Raw genomic sequence first — 18,588 nt, forward strand, 5'->3', positions numbered from 1 at the left:
ATCTTATTTAATCCTTATTCCTTAGCCTACTAAAAGTTGGCAAGCATTTGTTCGATTTCTGTATCCATTAACTCATTAACTTCAGCTAAAATTTGTTCTAGAGAATCACTTTCTACTTGTTCAAGTTTGTGAGTCTGTACCAATTCGCTTATTTCAGCGATTGTCGAGCATTCAAATAAACTACGCAACGGTAACTCTATCAAGAAGGCTTCGTTGACCTGATTTACAAGTTGCATAGCTAAGAGCGAATTGCCTCCCAATTCAAAGAAATTATCGTGGATACCGACTTGTTTTAAGTTTAAAACTTCTGCCCAGATAGAAGCTAGTAACTCCTCGATAGGGTTGCGGGGTGAAACCATATTCACCTCAATATTGTTGATTAACACACCCAAGCTATTTAGAGCAAGACGATCGATTTTACCGTTAGGGGTAAGGGGTATGGTTTCTACTTGGAAGAAAGTAGAGGGTAACATGTACTCAGGCAATTTTTGCTTGAGGAAGCGATGCAGTTTGCTACTATCTACATTTTGCTCTTGATGAAAAACAATGTATGCTTGCAATCGCTGATTATCTAGTTGGTCATCGCTGGCTATAACTACACACTCTCTGACTTGTGGATGTTGACTCAGCGCTGCTTCGATTTCTCCTAATTCAATACGGAAACCGCGAATCTTCACTTGGTTATCAATTCGACCGATAAATTCAATAGTACCATCGCTTCTGTAGCGGGCTAAATCTCCTGTTTTGTACAAGCGGGCTGTCGGTTCATCACTAAAGGAGTTGAAAATAAACTTTTCGACTGTTAATTCTGGACGGTTAAGATAACCTCGTGCCAAACCATTACCACCAATATGCAATTCACCTGCAACACCGATAGGCACTGGTTGCAAATGATGGTCGAGAATATAAATTTGAGTATTAGCTATGGGATGACCAATAAACAGTGAAGAAGCTGTTTGATGTTCTAAACTCACTTGGGAATCATAGACTGTAGCTGTAATTGTAGCTTCGGTAGGGCCGTAAGCGTTTCGCCAACTAACGTTGCTACCTACTTGCTGTTGCCAAGTAATAAACCGCTCTAATGGGACTCTTTCGCTACCAAGAACCAATAAACGTACGTTCTCTGCCCAGCTGATATGGGGCATTTGGGAAACCCACTCTTGCCAGTATACTACTGGCAGGTTTAGGACAGTCAATTTTTGTTTTTTGACAAATTGCACAAAATCTGCGATTGCAAACATTTTCTTTGGTCGTAGTACCAAAGTTGCTCCACTCAACCAAGTAGGAAATATTTCCTCGGCAGCTACATCAAAGCTAAAGCTTGCAAATTGTAGGACGCGATCGCTCGCTTTGAGTTCATAATTTTTAGCTATGGCGTAGTTATGGTTTACTAAGGCTTGGTGCGGAATTAGTACCCCTTTCGATTTGCCAGTAGAACCCGAAGTATAAATCACATAGGCTAAATTTGTCGGCTCAACAACACTAACAGGATTCGTGATTGATTGACGAGAAATCACTTGCCGATCCGTATCCAATGCTACTAGTTTTGCAGAGTGTGGAGGCAGTTGACTCTTTAATTCAGCACTTGTCAGTAGCACTGAGGCTTGAGAATCACCTAGCAGATGAGCCAAGCGTTCTTGAGGATAAGCCGGGTCTAGGGGTACGTAAGCACCACCAGCTTTGAGAACACCCAGCATCGCTACTAACATTTCTACAGAATGTTCAACGCAAATGCCCACGAGGACTTCTGGTTTTACACCTAAACTTTGTAGAAAATGCGCTAATTGGTTAGCACGCTGATTTAGCTCTCGGTAGGTCAGTTTTTCTTCAGCAAATTCTACTGCTACAGCATTCGGAGTTAATTGTGCTTGTTGTTCAAATATTTGATGAATACACTTATATTGGGGATAGTCGGTTTGAGTGTTATTCCACTCAACCAGTATTTGATGGCGTTCGGTTGCTGTTAATAAGGATAATTGCGAGAGCGATGTTTGGGGGCTGGCAATAATCGCCATCAATAACGTTTGGTAATGTCCAAGTATGCGGTCAATAGTGGCAGCATCAAACAAGTCTGCATTATAATCACATTCCAACAGTAACTCGTTTTCAATCTCAGTCACATTCAAGCCTAGATCGTAGTCAGCAAAACTTATAGATTGAGGTAACAAGCTACTTGACAAATTATACATTTGGGGAATGTCTACGGGGCGCTCCAGGTTAAAGGTGGCGTTCACTAAAGGAGACATGCTGCTACTAGCCTTTACTCCCAGTTTGTCAATTAATTTAGCGAAAGGATAATCTTGATGCTCATAGGCATCCAACAACAAACTTTTGCAAGTTTTGAGATGTTCGACGAATGTCGCATCGCCCACAATTTGACCGCGTATCGGTAGCATATGGCTGCAATAACCAACTAGTCGCTCACTACCTTCAAGAGAGCGTCCAGCAGCAACAATACCAATGGTAATGTCGTCTTGGTTGGTTAAGCGATAGAGTAAGACAGCATATGCAGACAGCAGCGTCATAAATAGGGTACAACCGTTTTGCTTGCTGAATTGTTTGATTGCACCACTTAAGCTACTGTCAAGCTGTAACTGTTGTCTGCCACCTTGATAAGTTTTGATTAGTGGGCGAGGACGGTCAGTGGGCAGGTCTAAAACTGGAACTGGGCTGGCAAACTTCTGTAACCAATAAGATTCATGAGCTTTCATCTCGTCTGTTTCACAGTATTGACGATGCCAGTCGAGATATGAACTATATTGCATCGGTGGTTCTAGCTGGTAAACATCACCCTGACAAGTTGCTGAATACAATGCAATCATTTCTTGCAAGATAACGCTGATTGACCAGCCATCAGTAATAATGTGATGGGCGCTAACAACTAATATATGCAATTGGTCTTTTAATTTCAGAATCCGAACGCGGAATAAAGGCCCGTTGGTGAGGTCAAAAGATTCGCGGCTTTCGTTTTGCAACCACTGGGCTAGTTGAAAGTTGCCATCTTCTACATTTGAAAAGTCAATTACAGGAACGTCTATTTGCAGTGATGGTAATATTTCTTGAAAATCGCCTTGACTGCTGATAGTTGTACGTAGAGCCTCATTACGTTGTATCACTTGCTGCACTGCTTGACGCATGGCTGCTAGATGAAGTGTACCCTGTAATTGAATATTGAGGGAAATGTTGTAAGCTAAAGACCCATTGTCACCAATTTGAGCTAAAAACCAAAGCTGCTTTTGGGCATCACTCAGGGGAATTTTGAATGCTGGTTTTACTTCTAATTCATTTTTAATTTGGGTTTCCAAAGCTACAGAACTTCTCAATTTGTCTGATGTGTTATATGTCTGCTTTTGGACTATCGATAATTTTACCTTTTTAGGAAAAAAACCTACTGTGCGCAATTCTTGTACACTATCTTGGACTGATTGAATTACATAATTTATATCTTCATCTGTATGTGCAGTAGATAGAAAACAGGTGCGTCCTTCCCAAATATAAACGCCTTTTGCAATTAAAGAGTAATACAGCAAATCCATTTCTAAAGGCTGATATAGATAGCTAGAATTTCCCGATAAAGTAAAGCGAAAAAGCGAGCTAAAATGCACTATCTGGACAGGGATATTTTCTTGTTCAAAGTAAGTATTGAGTGTTGCGGCTAACTGTGATGTGCGTTGATTCAATCGCTCTTGGAGGGTAGCTCCTTCAGCTTTGAGGTGTAGGAGTGTGGCTCGTGTTGCTGCCATCGTCAAAGGATGTTTGGAGAAAGTACCAGCAAAAAATGTCGTTTCTACTTCTGGATAAGATTCATCTCCATAGTTCCACATACCACCGTCAATTTTGTCCATATAAGCTGCTTTTCCAGCTATTACCCCGATTGGCATTCCCCCACCAATTAACTTGCCATAGGTGACAATATCTGCATCAACACCAGACCATGCTTGCGCTCCACGGGGATGAACACGGAAACCTGTGATTACTTCATCGAAAATCAAGGTGATATCTAGTTGTTGTGTTACCTCTCGCAACTGTTGCAGAAATTCTTTAGGTTGTAAATCGGGTTTGCGGCTTTGTATCGGCTCAACTAAAACTGCTGCTAATTCATGAGCATTGGCTTTGATAATATCAAGCGATTCAGAAGCCCCATAAGTCAGAAGCAAAACATCATCAACCATATTTTGCAGCACCCCTGGAACCATTGGGTGTGCTGGTAATTTTCCATCCTCAGATGTTTGTGGTATGGCTAAGGTGCCATCAAAATGACCGTGATAAGCGCCTTTAAAAATAGCAATTTTGGCACGACCTGTAGCTGCACGGGCTATACGCATCGCTGTCATCGTTGCTTCTGTACCTGAATTACAGAAAGTGACTCGTTCCATTCCTGTCATTTCACAGATTAAAGTTGCTACCTCACCAGCAAGTTTAGATTGGGGGCCGATTTGCGTGCCTTGCTTGAGTTGATTTTCTAGAGCTTCTGTAATAAAGGGAACATCATGACCAAAAAGATGTACGCCAAAACCCATAGAAATATCTATATACTCATTGCCATCAATATCCCAAATTTTTGAACCTTGAGAACGATCGCCAACAATAGGATAGAGGATTTCTTTAGTTTCGGGACGAAATCCTACAGAAGCCCTTCTGTCGGCGAGGACAGGGCGATAGGTTTGCGATCGCTGTTTGGATTTTGCTGTACGTTTGGTATAACGGGCGATCAGAGAATCTAAATATTGTTGTTGTTGTGGGGTGAGGGTTTTGGCTGCCGATTGTTCAACTCGCCAGAAAGAAGAGGGTAAATCTTGTTTTGCGGTTGATTTCTGTAATTCTACTGGGTTATGGGCAAATTTCGCTTCTTTATGTGGGCTAGGGGAAGAATTTAAATTTATTGATAAGCTTGAATTACGCAAGATTTCCAACTGTTGAGACATCAATTCAAACTGCTGCCGAAGAACGATTTCTACTAATGTTTCAGATGTCGTTTCTGACGCTTGAGAGGGCGATATTTCGGGTTGTTCTTGAATTTGAGATTTGATAGGTTCTTGTTGTATACTCTCATCAATATAGTTTGCTAATGTATTGAGGTTTGTTAGTTCTTCAAATAACTGACGAATCGCAATTTTAATTCCAAAAGTATTTTCAATTTGACGAATGGCATCAATTAGCACTATCGAATCAGCACCCATTTCTAAAAAAGGAGCATGAACATCAATATCTTCTGGATCGGATTTGAGTAAATTTGCAATAATTGTACGTAGTTCTGTTAATAATTTTTGGCATTTATTGGGTTGACTGGTAACTTGAAAATAAGAATTATCAGTGTTAAAAGTATATGTGTTCATGATTTTTCATCAATTGCTTAATTGGAATTTAATCTGATTAGTTTTCCAGGGGCTATATATAAAAGGAAGAAGGAATAAATGTGTACCTAACTTCGCAAAAATAAAATAAGTCCCATATATCGCCTATGTTTTTATAGGGGTAAGTCAATTAATTTATGCAATCACTAACTTACCGTTCTTTTTTTCGCTAAATTTGGTTATAAATCAATACGGTTTAGTTTTAGGAGACGCGATTAATGAGCCAGCGCCCTTTGGGTGACTCTCCTGCGTTGCTAACGCAGTTGTTTGCGAAGGAGCCAGTGCGGTCTGTGGGAAGACCCCAAGACCGCACAGGCGTTGGAAACCCTCCGCCTCCCGTGCGGAGGTTCCCTCCGTTGAGGCGACTGGCGTCGCGTCTCTACAGGGGACTTATCTTGACCGTATTCCATTCTGGAATGGCAAAAATTTGTCTGTGGACAAATTATGACTACGCAAAACTTCTAATTGCTGAGACATAATCTGTAGTTGTTGTTTGAGCATTTTTTCTACCAATGCTTGAGATGGTGTTCTTCTACCATCACCATTAACTGAAGCAACAGGTTTAGAACCATTGCTATTGAGATTTACTTCTGTACTGTCAACCGAATTTTGCGATTGAACCCAGTAACGTTTTCTTTGAAACGCATAAGTAGGAACTGGAAGTACCTGATGCGAATAATCGCTTTCAAATCCCGTCCAGTCAATATCTACTCCTCGCAGATACAATACTGATACACTTTCCAATAATGTTTGGCAATTATCTCGCTTTGCAGTCAAAGAAGGCAACCAAACCGAATCTTCGTTTTGCTGACAACGTTTACCCAGACTAGAAAGAATTGGTTTAGCACCAATTTCTATGAATAATTCGTAACCTTCTGCTAATAAAGTATTCAACCCTGCCATAAATCTTACAGCTTGGCGCGTATGGCATCGCCAGTATTTGGCATCAGGTACTTGTCCTGCTGGTAGAAAATTCCCGGTGACATTGGAAACTAAAGGAATCAGTGGTGCTTGAAATTTGACTTGGCTTGTTACTTGTTCAAAAGCATCAAGCATTTCATCCATTAAAGGAGAATGGAAAGCATGAGATACATTCAAGCGTCGAGTCTCAATTCCTTGGGCTGTGAATTGGGCGATCGCGGCTTCAATTTTGGCGATCGTACCAGAGATGGTAATATTATTAGGAGCATTAACCGCAGATATCGTAAGTTCCGATCTGTAAGATTCAATTACAGCTTGCACTTGCGCTTCATTGGCAAATACCACAGCCATCGCACCCATTGACTTGATTTCTTGCATCAAGCGCGATCGTTCAGTAATTAGCTTCAGTCCTACTTCCAAACTAAATACTCCAGCAATGCAAGCAGCCACATATTCACCGAAACTGTGACCAATTACCGCTGTTGGTTCCACACCCCAAGACTTCCATAATTGCGCCAAAGCGTACTCTACAGCAAATATAGCTGGTTGGGTATAGGCAGTTTCATCGATGCAGCTACTTTCATCAGAATACAAAACCGACACCAGAGGTTTATCTAAATGTAACCGCAAAATTTCATCGCATTGGTCGATGCAAGCGCGGAAGGTCGGTTGAGTTTCGTAAAGTTGGCGACCCATATTTAGATATTGGGAACCCTGACCTGTGAATAAAAAGGCGATTTTGGGATGCTTTTTGCCGCTAATTTTACCGCTTTCTAACTGAGATGTTTTTTTACCAACCGTGTAAGCACCAAGTCCCGTTTGTAATTCGATGTTAGATTGAGCGATCGCAACTAGGCGATGTTTGAAATGGGAACGTCCGGTATTAGCCGTAAAACAAATATCTGCTAATGATGCATCAGGGTTATTACCAAGATAATTTTCATAATCTCGTGCTAAATCGCGCAAAGCATTTTCACTTTTAGCAGAGAGTGTAAAAAGATGCATCTGCCGTTCATCGCGGCCTGTTTGTTTTTGAAGAGGTGCTTCTTCTAAAATTACATGTGCATTAGTACCACCAAAACCAAAGGAAGAGATACCAGCCAAGCGCCGTTTATGTCCTCGATGCCAAGGTACACATGCAGTGGGGATGGATAACGTTCCAGCCAAAGAAATGTGGGGGTTAACTTGTTTGAGGTGCAGATGGGGTGGAATTTCCTCGCGATCTAACGATAGTACAGTTTTAATTAAACCAGCGATTCCCGCTGCTGCTTCTAAATGTCCAATGTTGGTTTTGACCGAACCAATCACACAGGGATTTTCCGGCGATCGCCCTGGCGTCAGTACAGCTTTTAAGGAATTGATTTCGATAGGATCGCCTAAAAAGGTTCCAGTACCGTGGGCTTCAATGTAGCCGATTTCATCAGGTGACACACCTGCATTTTGCATCGCTTGCCGAATCACTGCTTGTTGGGCTGGGCCATTGGGTGCTGTCAGTCCGTTGCTGCGTCCGTCTTGATTAATTGCCGAACCTTTAATCACTGCCAGGATATTATCACCATCCCGACGAGCATCGCTAAGACGCTTGAGAATTACTACACCACAACCTTCTCCCCGGACATAACCATCAGCATTAGCATCAAAAGTTTTACAACGTCCATCGCTAGCCATCATTCCGGCTTGGGAAAATGTAATCGTCAATTGTGGAGTGAGAATTAAGTTTACACCAGCAGCTAAGGCCAGTTCGCATTCTCCCTGACGCAGACTTTGGCAAGCTTGGTGAACCGCAACTAAAGATGAAGAACAAGCTGTATCTACTGCCAAACTCGGCCCGCGCAAATCTAACAAATAGGAAATACGGTTAGCGGCGATGCTAAAAGCGTTACCTGTACCCGTGTAAGCATCTAATCCAGTAATTCGTTTGGATTGCAATTGAGAGTAATCAAAATTACTAATCCCGACAAAGACACCAGTATTGCTTCCTGCTAACTTATCTGGTGGATAAGCTGCATTTTCCAGCGCTTCCCAGCTAACTTCTAGTAATAATCTCTGTTGCGGGTCGAGAGATTCTGCTTCGCGTGGGGAGATGCCAAAAAATTGCGTGTCAAATTGGTCTACTTGCTCTAAAAAGCCACCCCAGCGAGTATTCATTTTGCCTGGTGTAGCGCGGTTTGGATCGTAGAAAGTATCGATATTCCATCGCTGTTTAGGTACTTCACTAATGGCATCAACACCATTACGGAGTAATTGCCAAAAGGCTTCTGGGTTATTAGCACCAGGGTAACGGCAACCAATACCAACGATCGCGATCGCATTATTTTCTGTTTGCGGTTGCGCTATTATCTTCGGTTGTGGCACTCCATCACCTAAATATTGTGCCAGCACAGCGATAGAAGGGTAATCATATAACAGCGTCGGTGAAAGTTCCCGTCCTAACCATTCTTGTAATTCTCCAGAAATTCTCACGGCTGCCAAGGAACCCAGACCATATTGTGCAAGCGGTTCGTCAATATTAATTTCCTGGGGAGATTGCAATTGTTCAGTAACTTTTGCGACTAACCAAGCTGCGATCGTTTCGGTGTTTACTGTTTGTTCTAATTGTGGTGCAATTGCTTCTTGCGTCTTGTTGGGAGCATCAGCACTCCACTGGGCAACCATATCAAGAGTACCAGCTTCTAACTCAGCTCGGCAGGTACTGCGTCGCACTTTGCCGGAAGAAGTTTTGGGTAAACTGTTGGTTTTAATTAAGACAATGGCATGAGTTGGCAAGTCATGGTGTTCGGCTACGGCTTTACGAATTTCTGTTATGACTTCATCAGCATTGAGTTTGCGGAGATGAGAGCGTTCAACTTCTTGGACTATGACCAACTTTTCTGAGTTATTGATTTCAACTGCAAAGGCTGCACCACTAGCAGGACGTAATGCTGGATGACAATTTTCAATTGTGAATTCAATATCTTGGGGATAATGGTTGCGACCCATGATAATAATTAAATCTTTGAGACGACCAGTGATAAACAACTCACCATCCTGTAAACAGCCTAAATCTCCAGTTCGCAAAAAAGGGCCAGTTGTATTGTCTGCAAGGTACGCATGAAAAGTATTTTTTGTTTGTTCGGGATTATTCCAGTAACCTTGAGCAACGCTAGGCCCTGATACCCAAACTTCTCCCACCTGTCCATCTGCACAAGGCATAAATGATTCGGGATTTACAACCAATACTTTTTGGTCTGGGCTACTTTTACCGCAACCAACAATCGCTTTGCCGCCAGCTTCAGCAGTAGTATCTATGACTTGGTTTTGTGACAAAGCTGTGGTTTGAATATGACGAACAATTGGAACTTCAGATGTTAAACCGCCAGATACAATTAAAGTCGTTTCCGCCATCCCATAACAAGGATAGAAAGCTGAGTGCCGGAAACCGCAAGGAGCAAAAGTCTCGGCAAAACGTTCCAGTGTTTGGGCGCGTATCGGTTCAGCACCTGTAAACGCAACTTTCCAACTACTCAAATCAAGACTTGCTAGTTGTTCGGGGGTAATTTGGCGACAGGCGAGGTCATAAGCAAAATCTGGGCCTCCACTCGTAGTTGCTTTGTAATTAGAAATCGCCTGCAACCAACGGAAAGGCTTTTGCAGAAAAGCAACCGGTGCCATCAGCGTTACTGGAAAACCACCATATATCGGTTGCAAAACCCCACCAATTAATCCCATATCGTGGTAAGGTGGCAGCCAAATTACACCTTGGCTTTGGGGTGTGTGTTGATAAAAGTTATAGATTAGTTGAGAATTATGCAATAAATTACCGTGGGTAATCATTACTCCTTTCGGTGTGCCAGTAGAACCCGAAGTGTATTGCAGAAAAGCCAAAGTATCACTATTGACATTTGGATGCTGCCAATTTCCAACTATACCGATGTTAATACTATCAGTTGCGATCCAGGGTATCATCGCCAATGTAATATTTTCAGCTAATTGAGGCGAGATGCTTGTCAATATAGATTCTGTAGTCAATGCTACTACCGCTTCAGCATCAGATACAATCGCCTGTAGCCTAGACATTTTTTGATTGCGTCGGGGTGGATAAGCTGGAACTGCGACAAAACCAGCATATAAACAACCAAAAAAGGCGGCGATAAATTCTAGTCCAGGTGGATACAGTAACAAAGCTCGCGAACCTGGTACTCCTTGTTGCAGAAGTTGAGTAGCGATCGCGCGTGCTTTTCGATCTAATTCTTGATAAGTTAAGTTAACACTTTCTGTTTCTCCATCAACAAGAAAAGTATAAGCTGTTTGCTCAGGTTGATTATGCGCTCTATAGGTTAAAAGGTCTATTAAAGTAGAAAAGTTAACATTATTTTTATTGGCAAAATTGTTGAGGCTAGTAATCATTTGCTTTTTCCTTATAATAAATCCAGCAATGGACGGAGTTTGTAATTAATAGTGAAGTTAAGAGACTTTGAACTGTGCCTGTTGAATAGACATTTGTATGTTTTCTAACAAAGCATCTACATCTGCCTGTAGTTGCTGCAAATCTTGTTGGGGGTTTACTGTCCAAGTATGTATTGCATCCAAACTTGCATTCAGAAAAATTTTCTGACAAGTTTGACGGTCAATCTTTCCATCAGAGTCTTTTGGGAGACTTATTGCCTTTAGAAGTACTACAGCATATATTTGCAATCCATGTTCTTCCAACACAGCAGAACGGATAGCTTGAATTACTTCATCCACGTTAAGAATATGTGAATAGGTTCTCTTTACTTCCTGAATAACTACTAACCGTTCTTGATAATTAACTTCGACGGGAAATGCCACTCCTGCATTTTTTCTTAAGGAAGGATGGCTTTGATTTACGATTTTTTCAATAGCTTGAGTGGAATAATTAGCACCTCGAATACTAATTATGTTTCTGACAAAATGTTTATTTAGGTTGAGGTTACTTTCATCAACAAAATTTTGTACTTCTTTTTGCTGCTCGTTAACCAATACTAAAAAGTTCATTTTTCTACTTTAATGTATAACTAAGATGAGTGAATTCATTCAAAATTTTAGGAGAGTTGCTTATAATGTATATTACGGATCTAATCTATAAAATTATGCAATTGAAAAGCAATTTTTAGAAAAGATAGTCGTAAATAGCAAACATTAAGAAATATATAAAGCTCTAAATAATTTGTCGAACGTCTCCGCCATCTCCTTTCATATAGCGTCTTTGAAGGAAAAGAGTAGAAAAGAAAATATTAAGTAATTTATAAACGATTTATAAGCGATATAGTTAACTTATAAATATTGCTGTGGCGAAAAACCGTAGATTTAAAGCGCCTTTGAGAGCTGCGATCGCCTACAAAAGTTATTATGACATACAGTTGATGACAGCTACTTATTCAGTAGTTTGTAAAATATACAATTTTGATTCAATTATCTTATACATGTGCTTTTGAAACTGTTCTGCCATTAATTTTTCAGGAATTTCTGCTGCTAATATTTCAATAATTTGTTTGGTAGAACAATCTGAAAAACTTACTAGTACGTTATTAATAATTAGCTGTGCAATTGGCCCAACAAAATTAGTATATTCTTTCTTGATAAGTTCAAAAAGCTGTAAATTACTAGTTACCGAATAATTCTCTATAAATTTATGTATGTTAATTTGAATATAAATTTTGTTATTACAGTCATTATTTTCTGCTACTTCTTTAGTAGTTATTTTCGTTAAAAAATTATGAATTTTTGTGAATATCGCCGAATTTTTAATCAAGGCATGAGTAGAAGACTCAGAATTTACACTCAATTTTTGTTTTGTATACTCTGATAAATCTAAGTTGAGATAAATAGGTTTTTGCAGACTAATATTTTCATTTATATTATTAGATTTTCTTAGGTTTCGTTCTAAATTTTGTAAAACTAATAATTCTTCTAATGCCTTATTAGTTTCTTTTTTTTCTCTACGAATCTTAATAGCCTTTATTGGAGATGTGATTTTGAAGTCAAAACGAGGTAAAACAGATGAACTACTGTCTAGATTATTCAAGACAAGGAGAATTTCTTTAGCTGATTGAAAGCGGGCATTTGGTTCTTGTACTAACATTTTTTCGATAATTTTGGCAAAATCATCGCTTATATTGACTTGAGAACGCCATTGCCAATTTAGTGATTCATCTAAGAGAGCATGTGGCATTTTTCCAGTTAAAAGAATCACTGTACAAACACCAAGTGCATAAATATCACTGGAAGGATAGGAATATCCTAAACGTAACTGCTCAGGTGGAGAATAGCCAAACTTTCCAACTACTGAAATACGAATTGAGTTATAAAAGTTTAGAGAATCAGCAGACAGAATCGGCGTGTAATTTTCTTTAACTGTCCCAAAATCAATCAACACAGGTTTAGATTGATTATGAGGTAGCATGATATTCTCTAGTGAAATATCTCTGTGAATTATTTTACGTTCGTGGAGATAGTCTAAAACTGGCAATACATCTGTCAGCCATGTTCTCACTTCTATTTCAGAAAAAGGCTGACCTGTCTGCACCAGGCGTTCTGAGAAAATTTCAGAATAAGTTTTGCCGTTAATATATTCCTGAACGATAAAGATTCGTTGGTTATCTATAAACCAAGCTAAAAATTTGGGGACTTGAGGATGCTGAATCTGGTATAAAACTTTTGCTTCACGCTCGAATAAATCCTGGGATTTCCGTAGGTTTTCTGCTTTTGACGCTGTTGGTACAAACTCTTTCAAAACACAAGGTTCATCAAATCGCTGATTGTCTAATGCTAGGTAAGTTCGTCCAAATCCTCCCTTACCAAGCAATTTCTGAATCTGATAACGGTTATTTATTAAAGTTCCTGACTCAATTTCTGTAATCATTTCTAATACCTTATTAATTTTGGAACAAACATTATTTCTTTATTTAATAGTGTTGCATCCTCAAGAATTATGCAAAAAACAGACAGTTAGCGAATAAATAAAATTTTCCTCCTCCAGGAGAAAACTAACGCTAGGGAACATATGCATCAACAATTTACTGCTAGTATGGCCATCCCAAGCAGCTACATTGTCATAGATAATTTAGCTTTACTTTTTGATTACCATTAACTATATTAATATAGTCTTTAAACATCATTTGCTTGGGATGATTATAATAATTGCCAAAAGCAAAGTTATAATTTTGAAAGAATGTTGGATTATAAGTTTCGACAGGAACAAGATTATCTCCAGAAACATTTGTTAGATAGCTATTTAACCAATTTTTATAAGCATTTCATTGGTTAGCTACACCATTAATAATAAATGCTTGCCCTTATTTCCACAGATTTAAGAATTCTTGCTTGCTAGGATTACAAATTCTTGTGATAGAACTTTTTGCTGTAGTTATCATGAGATATCTCCTATAATCAAAGTGAATGTTAGTTTAGATTGAGGGAAATAAGGTAACTTTGGTGTAAGTACAACTTCTACTTATTAAGCAGCGCATACATCATTTTTTAATTGGCCATCTTCCATGTGAATGATGCGGTCAGCCATATCAAGGATGCGATTATCATGAGTAATTAAAAGAATGGAACAACCTTGATATCTGGCGCATTCTTTTAAAATTTCAACGACTGTATGAGTACTGTTTTTATCTAGCGATGCTGTTGGTTCGTCAGCAAGAATTAATTTAGGTTGAGTAACTAGCGCTCGTGCAAACGCCACACGTTGTTTTTGTCCTTCTGAAAGTTGCTCAGGATAATAATGAATACGGTGATTCAAACCTACTATTTCCAAGATTGCTTCTGCTCGGTTACACATTTCTTTACGAGACATATTTCGAGCTAATTCCATAGTCATTTGTACATTTTGACTAGCAGTTAGAAAAGGTACTAAATTATGTTTTTGGAAAATATACCCAATTTGACGGCGTAGTTGTAATAGCTTTTGATTGTTAGCTCGATATATTTCCCTTCCCAAAACTTTCACGCTACCTTCTTGCACACTCCGTAAACCAGCCATTAGACTTAATAAAGTTGTTTTACCTGAGCCAGAAGGGCCAGTCAAAATTACAATTTCACCAGATTGAATTGACAAGCTAACATCAAATAAAACCTGTTTTCGTAACGAGCCTTTGCCAAAGTAGTGGTTGAGATGCTGAACAGATATGATAGAACCTTGTGACATAGTGATTACCTTAAAATTGAAAGATAGATAAATTTGTGGTGTAAATATTCTGAAAATACTAAGGTTATTAATGATGGTATGACTTTACCCAAAAAGTTCGGCTGGGTCAGCAGAACGAAGTTTATTCATCGCTAACATTCCTGCAAGAGAACACATAATAATTGTGAGCAACATGACTATTACACCCCTAGTAATAGTCATAATCATTGGTAAACGAGTAGCCTCTTGAACAAAGTTATAGAGATACATGCAAACAGCAAATCCAGGGATATATCCAATCAATGACATTAAAATTGCTTGTTGTAAAACCAGCTTTACCAAGTAAGAATTGCCGTATCCAATAGCTTTAAATGTTGCATAAATAAATAAGCTATCAGAAATTTGTGTGTATAGAATTTGATAAACAATAATGCCACCAAAGACACAGCCAATCACAGTACCCATATTAAAAATAAATCCTATAGGTGTAGATTGTGCTAAAACGTCTTTCTCTAGTTTTATATAGTCTTCTAGAGTCATTAATTTCACGTCTTGAGGTAAGTCTTTTGAGATTTTTTTGATTATACTTTTAGGGTTAACACCAGGTTTAACTTGAATAACTCCCATCTGAACTTTTTCTAATGGGTGGTTTAAAATCTCAGAGTAGTTTAAATCACTGGTGATGATTACACCATCAGCTGTCATCACCCCACCTCCTAGAGAAAATAATCCTTTCACTTTTATTTGTTGATTAGATACTTCTGTTGTTACTTCTCCATGCTTTTCTAATTCTGCAACGATTGGGCCAAATTCAGGTCGAGAAAGTCTATCAAATAGTATAGTGTTAGCAGCTTTTATCAGTTCTTTCTGTTGATTGACTTCTGGCAAATTAAAAACAGGTTGATCGGGTGTAAAACCAGCAATAGCGATTGGTCTATTGACAAAAGTTTCAGGATTTTTAAAATTTATAACGGAAAAATAAAAAGGATTGACTGATGCGATGCCATCAACCGCTGAGATGTTATACAAATAGCGTCGTGGAAACACTTTCATATCAAAAAAGCGCTCGGTGTCGCGATGTAGCATTACTAAATCTGCTTGTATTTTTTTATGGAATACAACAGCATCTTCAAAAAGACCGTCTCGAAAACCCAATTGAATAAACATCAACATCACAGCAAAAGTAACGCCAGTAATTGTTACTACTAGTCGGGATTTGCGATGAATTAATTGTAACCAAGCAACTGGTGTTGTAGCGTTCATATTCTAGTATTTATCTATTAATTTAACTTAACTATTGATATCAGTTTCTAATTTGACATTGACTTGCAGATTAATAAACTTAGCGGCTTCGTCAACATCATTGCGATTTAAGCGAACTTTTACTTCTGCAACTCTTGAATCTATATTGATGGCTGGGTCATTATTGACAACATTTCTCTTACCTATTTGGACACCTATAGTTTCAACGGTTCCAGAAAATTTTTTAGGTAATGCAATACTTGATATCAAAGCTTTTTGACCTACTTTAATTTTGTTAATGTCAGTTTCGTAAATTTCTGCAACTACATACATAGTTTGAGTTTGAGCTAGATCGACTATTCCTTTTTCACTAATAGTTTCTCCCGGAAAAGTATTAACTTTTAAAATTTTTCCATCCATCGGGGTTTTCACGTAAGCTAAATCTAAGTTAGCTTTGGCTTCCAGAACAGCTGCTTTTGCTTTTTCCAACTCGCTTTGAGCAACCTGCACATCTACAGGACGAACTTCTTTTAACTCTTCCAAGCTAGCTTTAGCTTGTCTAATCTGATTGGGAAACGACGATAAAGTCTGGTTGAGAGAACTTTTAGCTTCTTTGAGTTGTGCTTGCAAAGTTTCTACTGCTAAAACTTTAGTATCTTTAGTGACCGCAGATATGGCTCCTTGGTCGTATAAAGATTGAAAGCGTGTATATTCAGTCTGGGCATTTCTCAACTGCGCTTGCAATCCAGCAATCTTAGCTTTTTGAATGTTAATATCTCCTTGAAACTGCGCTTCTAAATCTGCAATGCGTGCTTGTTGAGCGGCAATTTCTCCTTGTTTTGTAGTCCCCGCTTTAGCTTGCATCAGTTGCGCTTGAGCAACTCGAACACCTATTTGTGCTTTATTTAGGCTTGTTTGCAGTTGACTGACATTATCAAGAACAGCAATTAATTGTCCGCGACGAACATTATCGCCTTCTTTTACCACAACCCGATCTAACCTAGCAGTTTGCAAAGCTGATGGACCAGATAAGTTAATGATTTTATCCTTTGTTTGGATACGTCCCAAAGCTGCGACTGTTGGATTTACAGGTTGTTGAACTGGAACTACTGGGGCAATATTACTCTGCTTCGTAGATTGCAAATTAAAATTTGAGCTAGTGGAAAAAATATAGGTTGGTACACCAACAGCCGCTAGTCCTACAGGAACTATTAAAGCTAGCCTCCACTTTTTAGATTTTGTATCAAAGTTTATTGGTTTGCGAAAAATGTCCATTGGAGGTCAACCTCATTTAATATTCGTGCAATTTTAGATGTTGAGATTTGTAATTCGTAAATATTCTTCAATTCCGAATCATCTCGCTTCTGTATTTTGATAGGGGGTAAGCCAATTATTTTATGCACTCGCTTAGGCACTGAAAAATCAAAAAACATCCCAAAATATCTTGTGGTATGGCTGTCCTCACCGAATACGGTTCGGTGAAGAAAGTTATCTCTTAAGGTGAGCAGGGGGAGCAAGAGGGTTAAGTGCTAAGTATGGATGGCATTATTCCGTTGGGCATAAACCCCTCGTATTTTTCATCTAGAGGGGATTTTATGACTTAAGGAAGAACAATTAGCAACTTGGGTTAATAGCATCGGGCACAATCTTTTCTACCAGTCTCAACGATTTATACTGATAAGCAATAATTGTTACCAATACAGTTAGTATTCCCATGACAATAAACATCAAACCAATACCACGCCCTTGACCGACACCAATAATTTTTCCTATACTTCCTGCTAAAAGTCCGTTCGGAGTCATTAATGGCTCGAAGATTTTATCTGCCATTGGCCCTGCAACTGTGTAAGCAAAAGGCTGTGACGCGTTAGCGATCGCTCCTATTGTTGCAAAAACTCGACCTTGGAGACTGGAGGGTACTTTCTTTTGGAAAATAACTTGGGCTGAACTGTTAATAATTGGTAGACCAAAGAAAAATAGAAAAGCTATCAGTGCTAAGACTAAAACAGATTGATAAAATCCTGCACAGGTAATGCAGATTCCACCTAGCAGCATAAAAGTAAATATACTGAGAATTAAATGCTGCGACGATTTTCCTGTACTGATGAGAACGCTACTGACCAGCATTCCCACACCACCAGCGGTCATAATTGTACCTAAGTCTGTAGCTGAAGCAAAAGACAAGACTAGAGGTGTAATTAGCATCTGCACAATTCCGACAAGAAAATTGTTAACGGCAAAGAAAAGTAGCAGTGCAAACAGTCCTCTTCTTTTCACTAAATATACTAAGCCGTAGGATGTTTCCTCAAACCAAGGAGTTTTTTCGGCGCGATGTCTATCAATGTACTGTTTGGGAAACGAAACTAGTAACAGAGTACTCAGAGCAAAAACAAAGGTGGCAAAATCAATAAAGATAATGCCATCAATGTCGAGAAAGAGCAGCAGTACACCTCCTAACATTGGTGCAACCAACCGACCAGCTGCTTCCCCGATTTGCAGCATACCGTTGGCGCGTGCCAGTTTTTGTGGCGGGACAAGGAGAGTGGTAGCAGCTGTATAAGCTGGCCATTGAAAGGCGCTGAAGCAGGAACTAATGGCAGCGCCCACGTATATGTGCCAAATAGCTAAATCACCTGCGGCTAACAAAATCGCAATTACCCCTGTAGCGATGCCCGATCCTAAGTCACTAAATACCATCATCCAACGGCGGGGAAATCGGTCTACCAGCGTTCCTGCTATAGGGGAAATCAGAATCATGGGCAAGCTGGTAAATAGTGAAATGAGGGCGAACTGTGTTACCGAACCAGTTCGCTGGTATACCCATACACCCAAGGCAAAGTTAGTTAACTGAGAGCCGATGAGAGAAATCATCTGTCCAAACCAGATGAGGGTAAAAATTTGCATTCCTGTATTTTTTGGATGTTGGGTCATTTCAATACT

8 protein-coding genes are annotated in these 18,588 nt (G+C 39.3%); all 8 read right to left on the reverse strand.

The features are described 5' to 3' along the window. Window positions 1-29: 29 nt before the first annotated feature. The 8 genes from AC1F2U_RS20935 to AC1F2U_RS20970 all read right to left on the reverse strand — a co-directional run bounded on the left by AC1F2U_RS20935 (window position 30) and on the right by AC1F2U_RS20970 (window position 18,579). A complete protein-coding gene (locus tag AC1F2U_RS20935; protein ID WP_480262832.1) occupies window positions 30-5,336 on the reverse strand; it encodes an amino acid adenylation domain-containing protein in 5,307 nt (1,768 codons plus the stop codon). Window positions 5,337-5,744: 408 nt separating this feature from the next. Continuing rightward, complete coding sequence (locus AC1F2U_RS20940) at window positions 5,745-10,661, reverse strand: beta-ketoacyl synthase N-terminal-like domain-containing protein (RefSeq protein ID WP_480262833.1); 4,917 nt, start codon at window positions 10,659-10,661, stop codon at window positions 5,745-5,747. A 57-nt stretch (window positions 10,662-10,718) separates the two neighbouring features. Then, window positions 10,719-11,270 (reverse strand): hypothetical protein, encoded by a 552-nt coding sequence (locus tag AC1F2U_RS20945; RefSeq protein ID WP_480262834.1) that lies wholly within the window; start codon window positions 11,268-11,270, stop codon window positions 10,719-10,721. 379 nt (window positions 11,271-11,649) lie between these two features. Further along, window positions 11,650-13,137 carry a protein kinase domain-containing protein gene (locus tag AC1F2U_RS20950; RefSeq protein WP_480262835.1) on the reverse strand — a complete coding sequence of 496 codons (1,488 nt, stop codon included), beginning with the start codon at window positions 13,135-13,137 and terminating at the stop codon, window positions 11,650-11,652. Window positions 13,138-13,731: 594 nt separating this feature from the next. Next, the gene (locus tag AC1F2U_RS20955) at window positions 13,732-14,427 is read right to left on the reverse strand and encodes a DevA family ABC transporter ATP-binding protein (protein ID WP_480262836.1); all 696 of its coding nucleotides are present in this window, start codon (window positions 14,425-14,427) and stop codon (window positions 13,732-13,734) included. Window positions 14,428-14,511: 84 nt separating this feature from the next. Beyond that, window positions 14,512-15,669 (reverse strand): ABC transporter permease DevC, encoded by a 1,158-nt coding sequence (gene devC / locus AC1F2U_RS20960; protein ID WP_480262837.1) that lies wholly within the window; start codon window positions 15,667-15,669, stop codon window positions 14,512-14,514. A gap of 27 nt (window positions 15,670-15,696) precedes the next feature. Further along, window positions 15,697-16,923, reverse strand: coding sequence for an ABC exporter membrane fusion protein (locus AC1F2U_RS20965; protein WP_480262838.1), 1,227 nt, complete (start codon window positions 16,921-16,923; stop codon window positions 15,697-15,699). A 339-nt stretch (window positions 16,924-17,262) separates the two neighbouring features. Next, window positions 17,263-18,579, reverse strand: coding sequence for an MFS transporter (locus tag AC1F2U_RS20970; protein WP_480262839.1), 1,317 nt, complete (start codon window positions 18,577-18,579; stop codon window positions 17,263-17,265). Window positions 18,580-18,588 lie beyond the last annotated feature (9 nt).

It is taken from the genome of Nostoc sp. LEGE 12454, assembly GCF_056620565.1.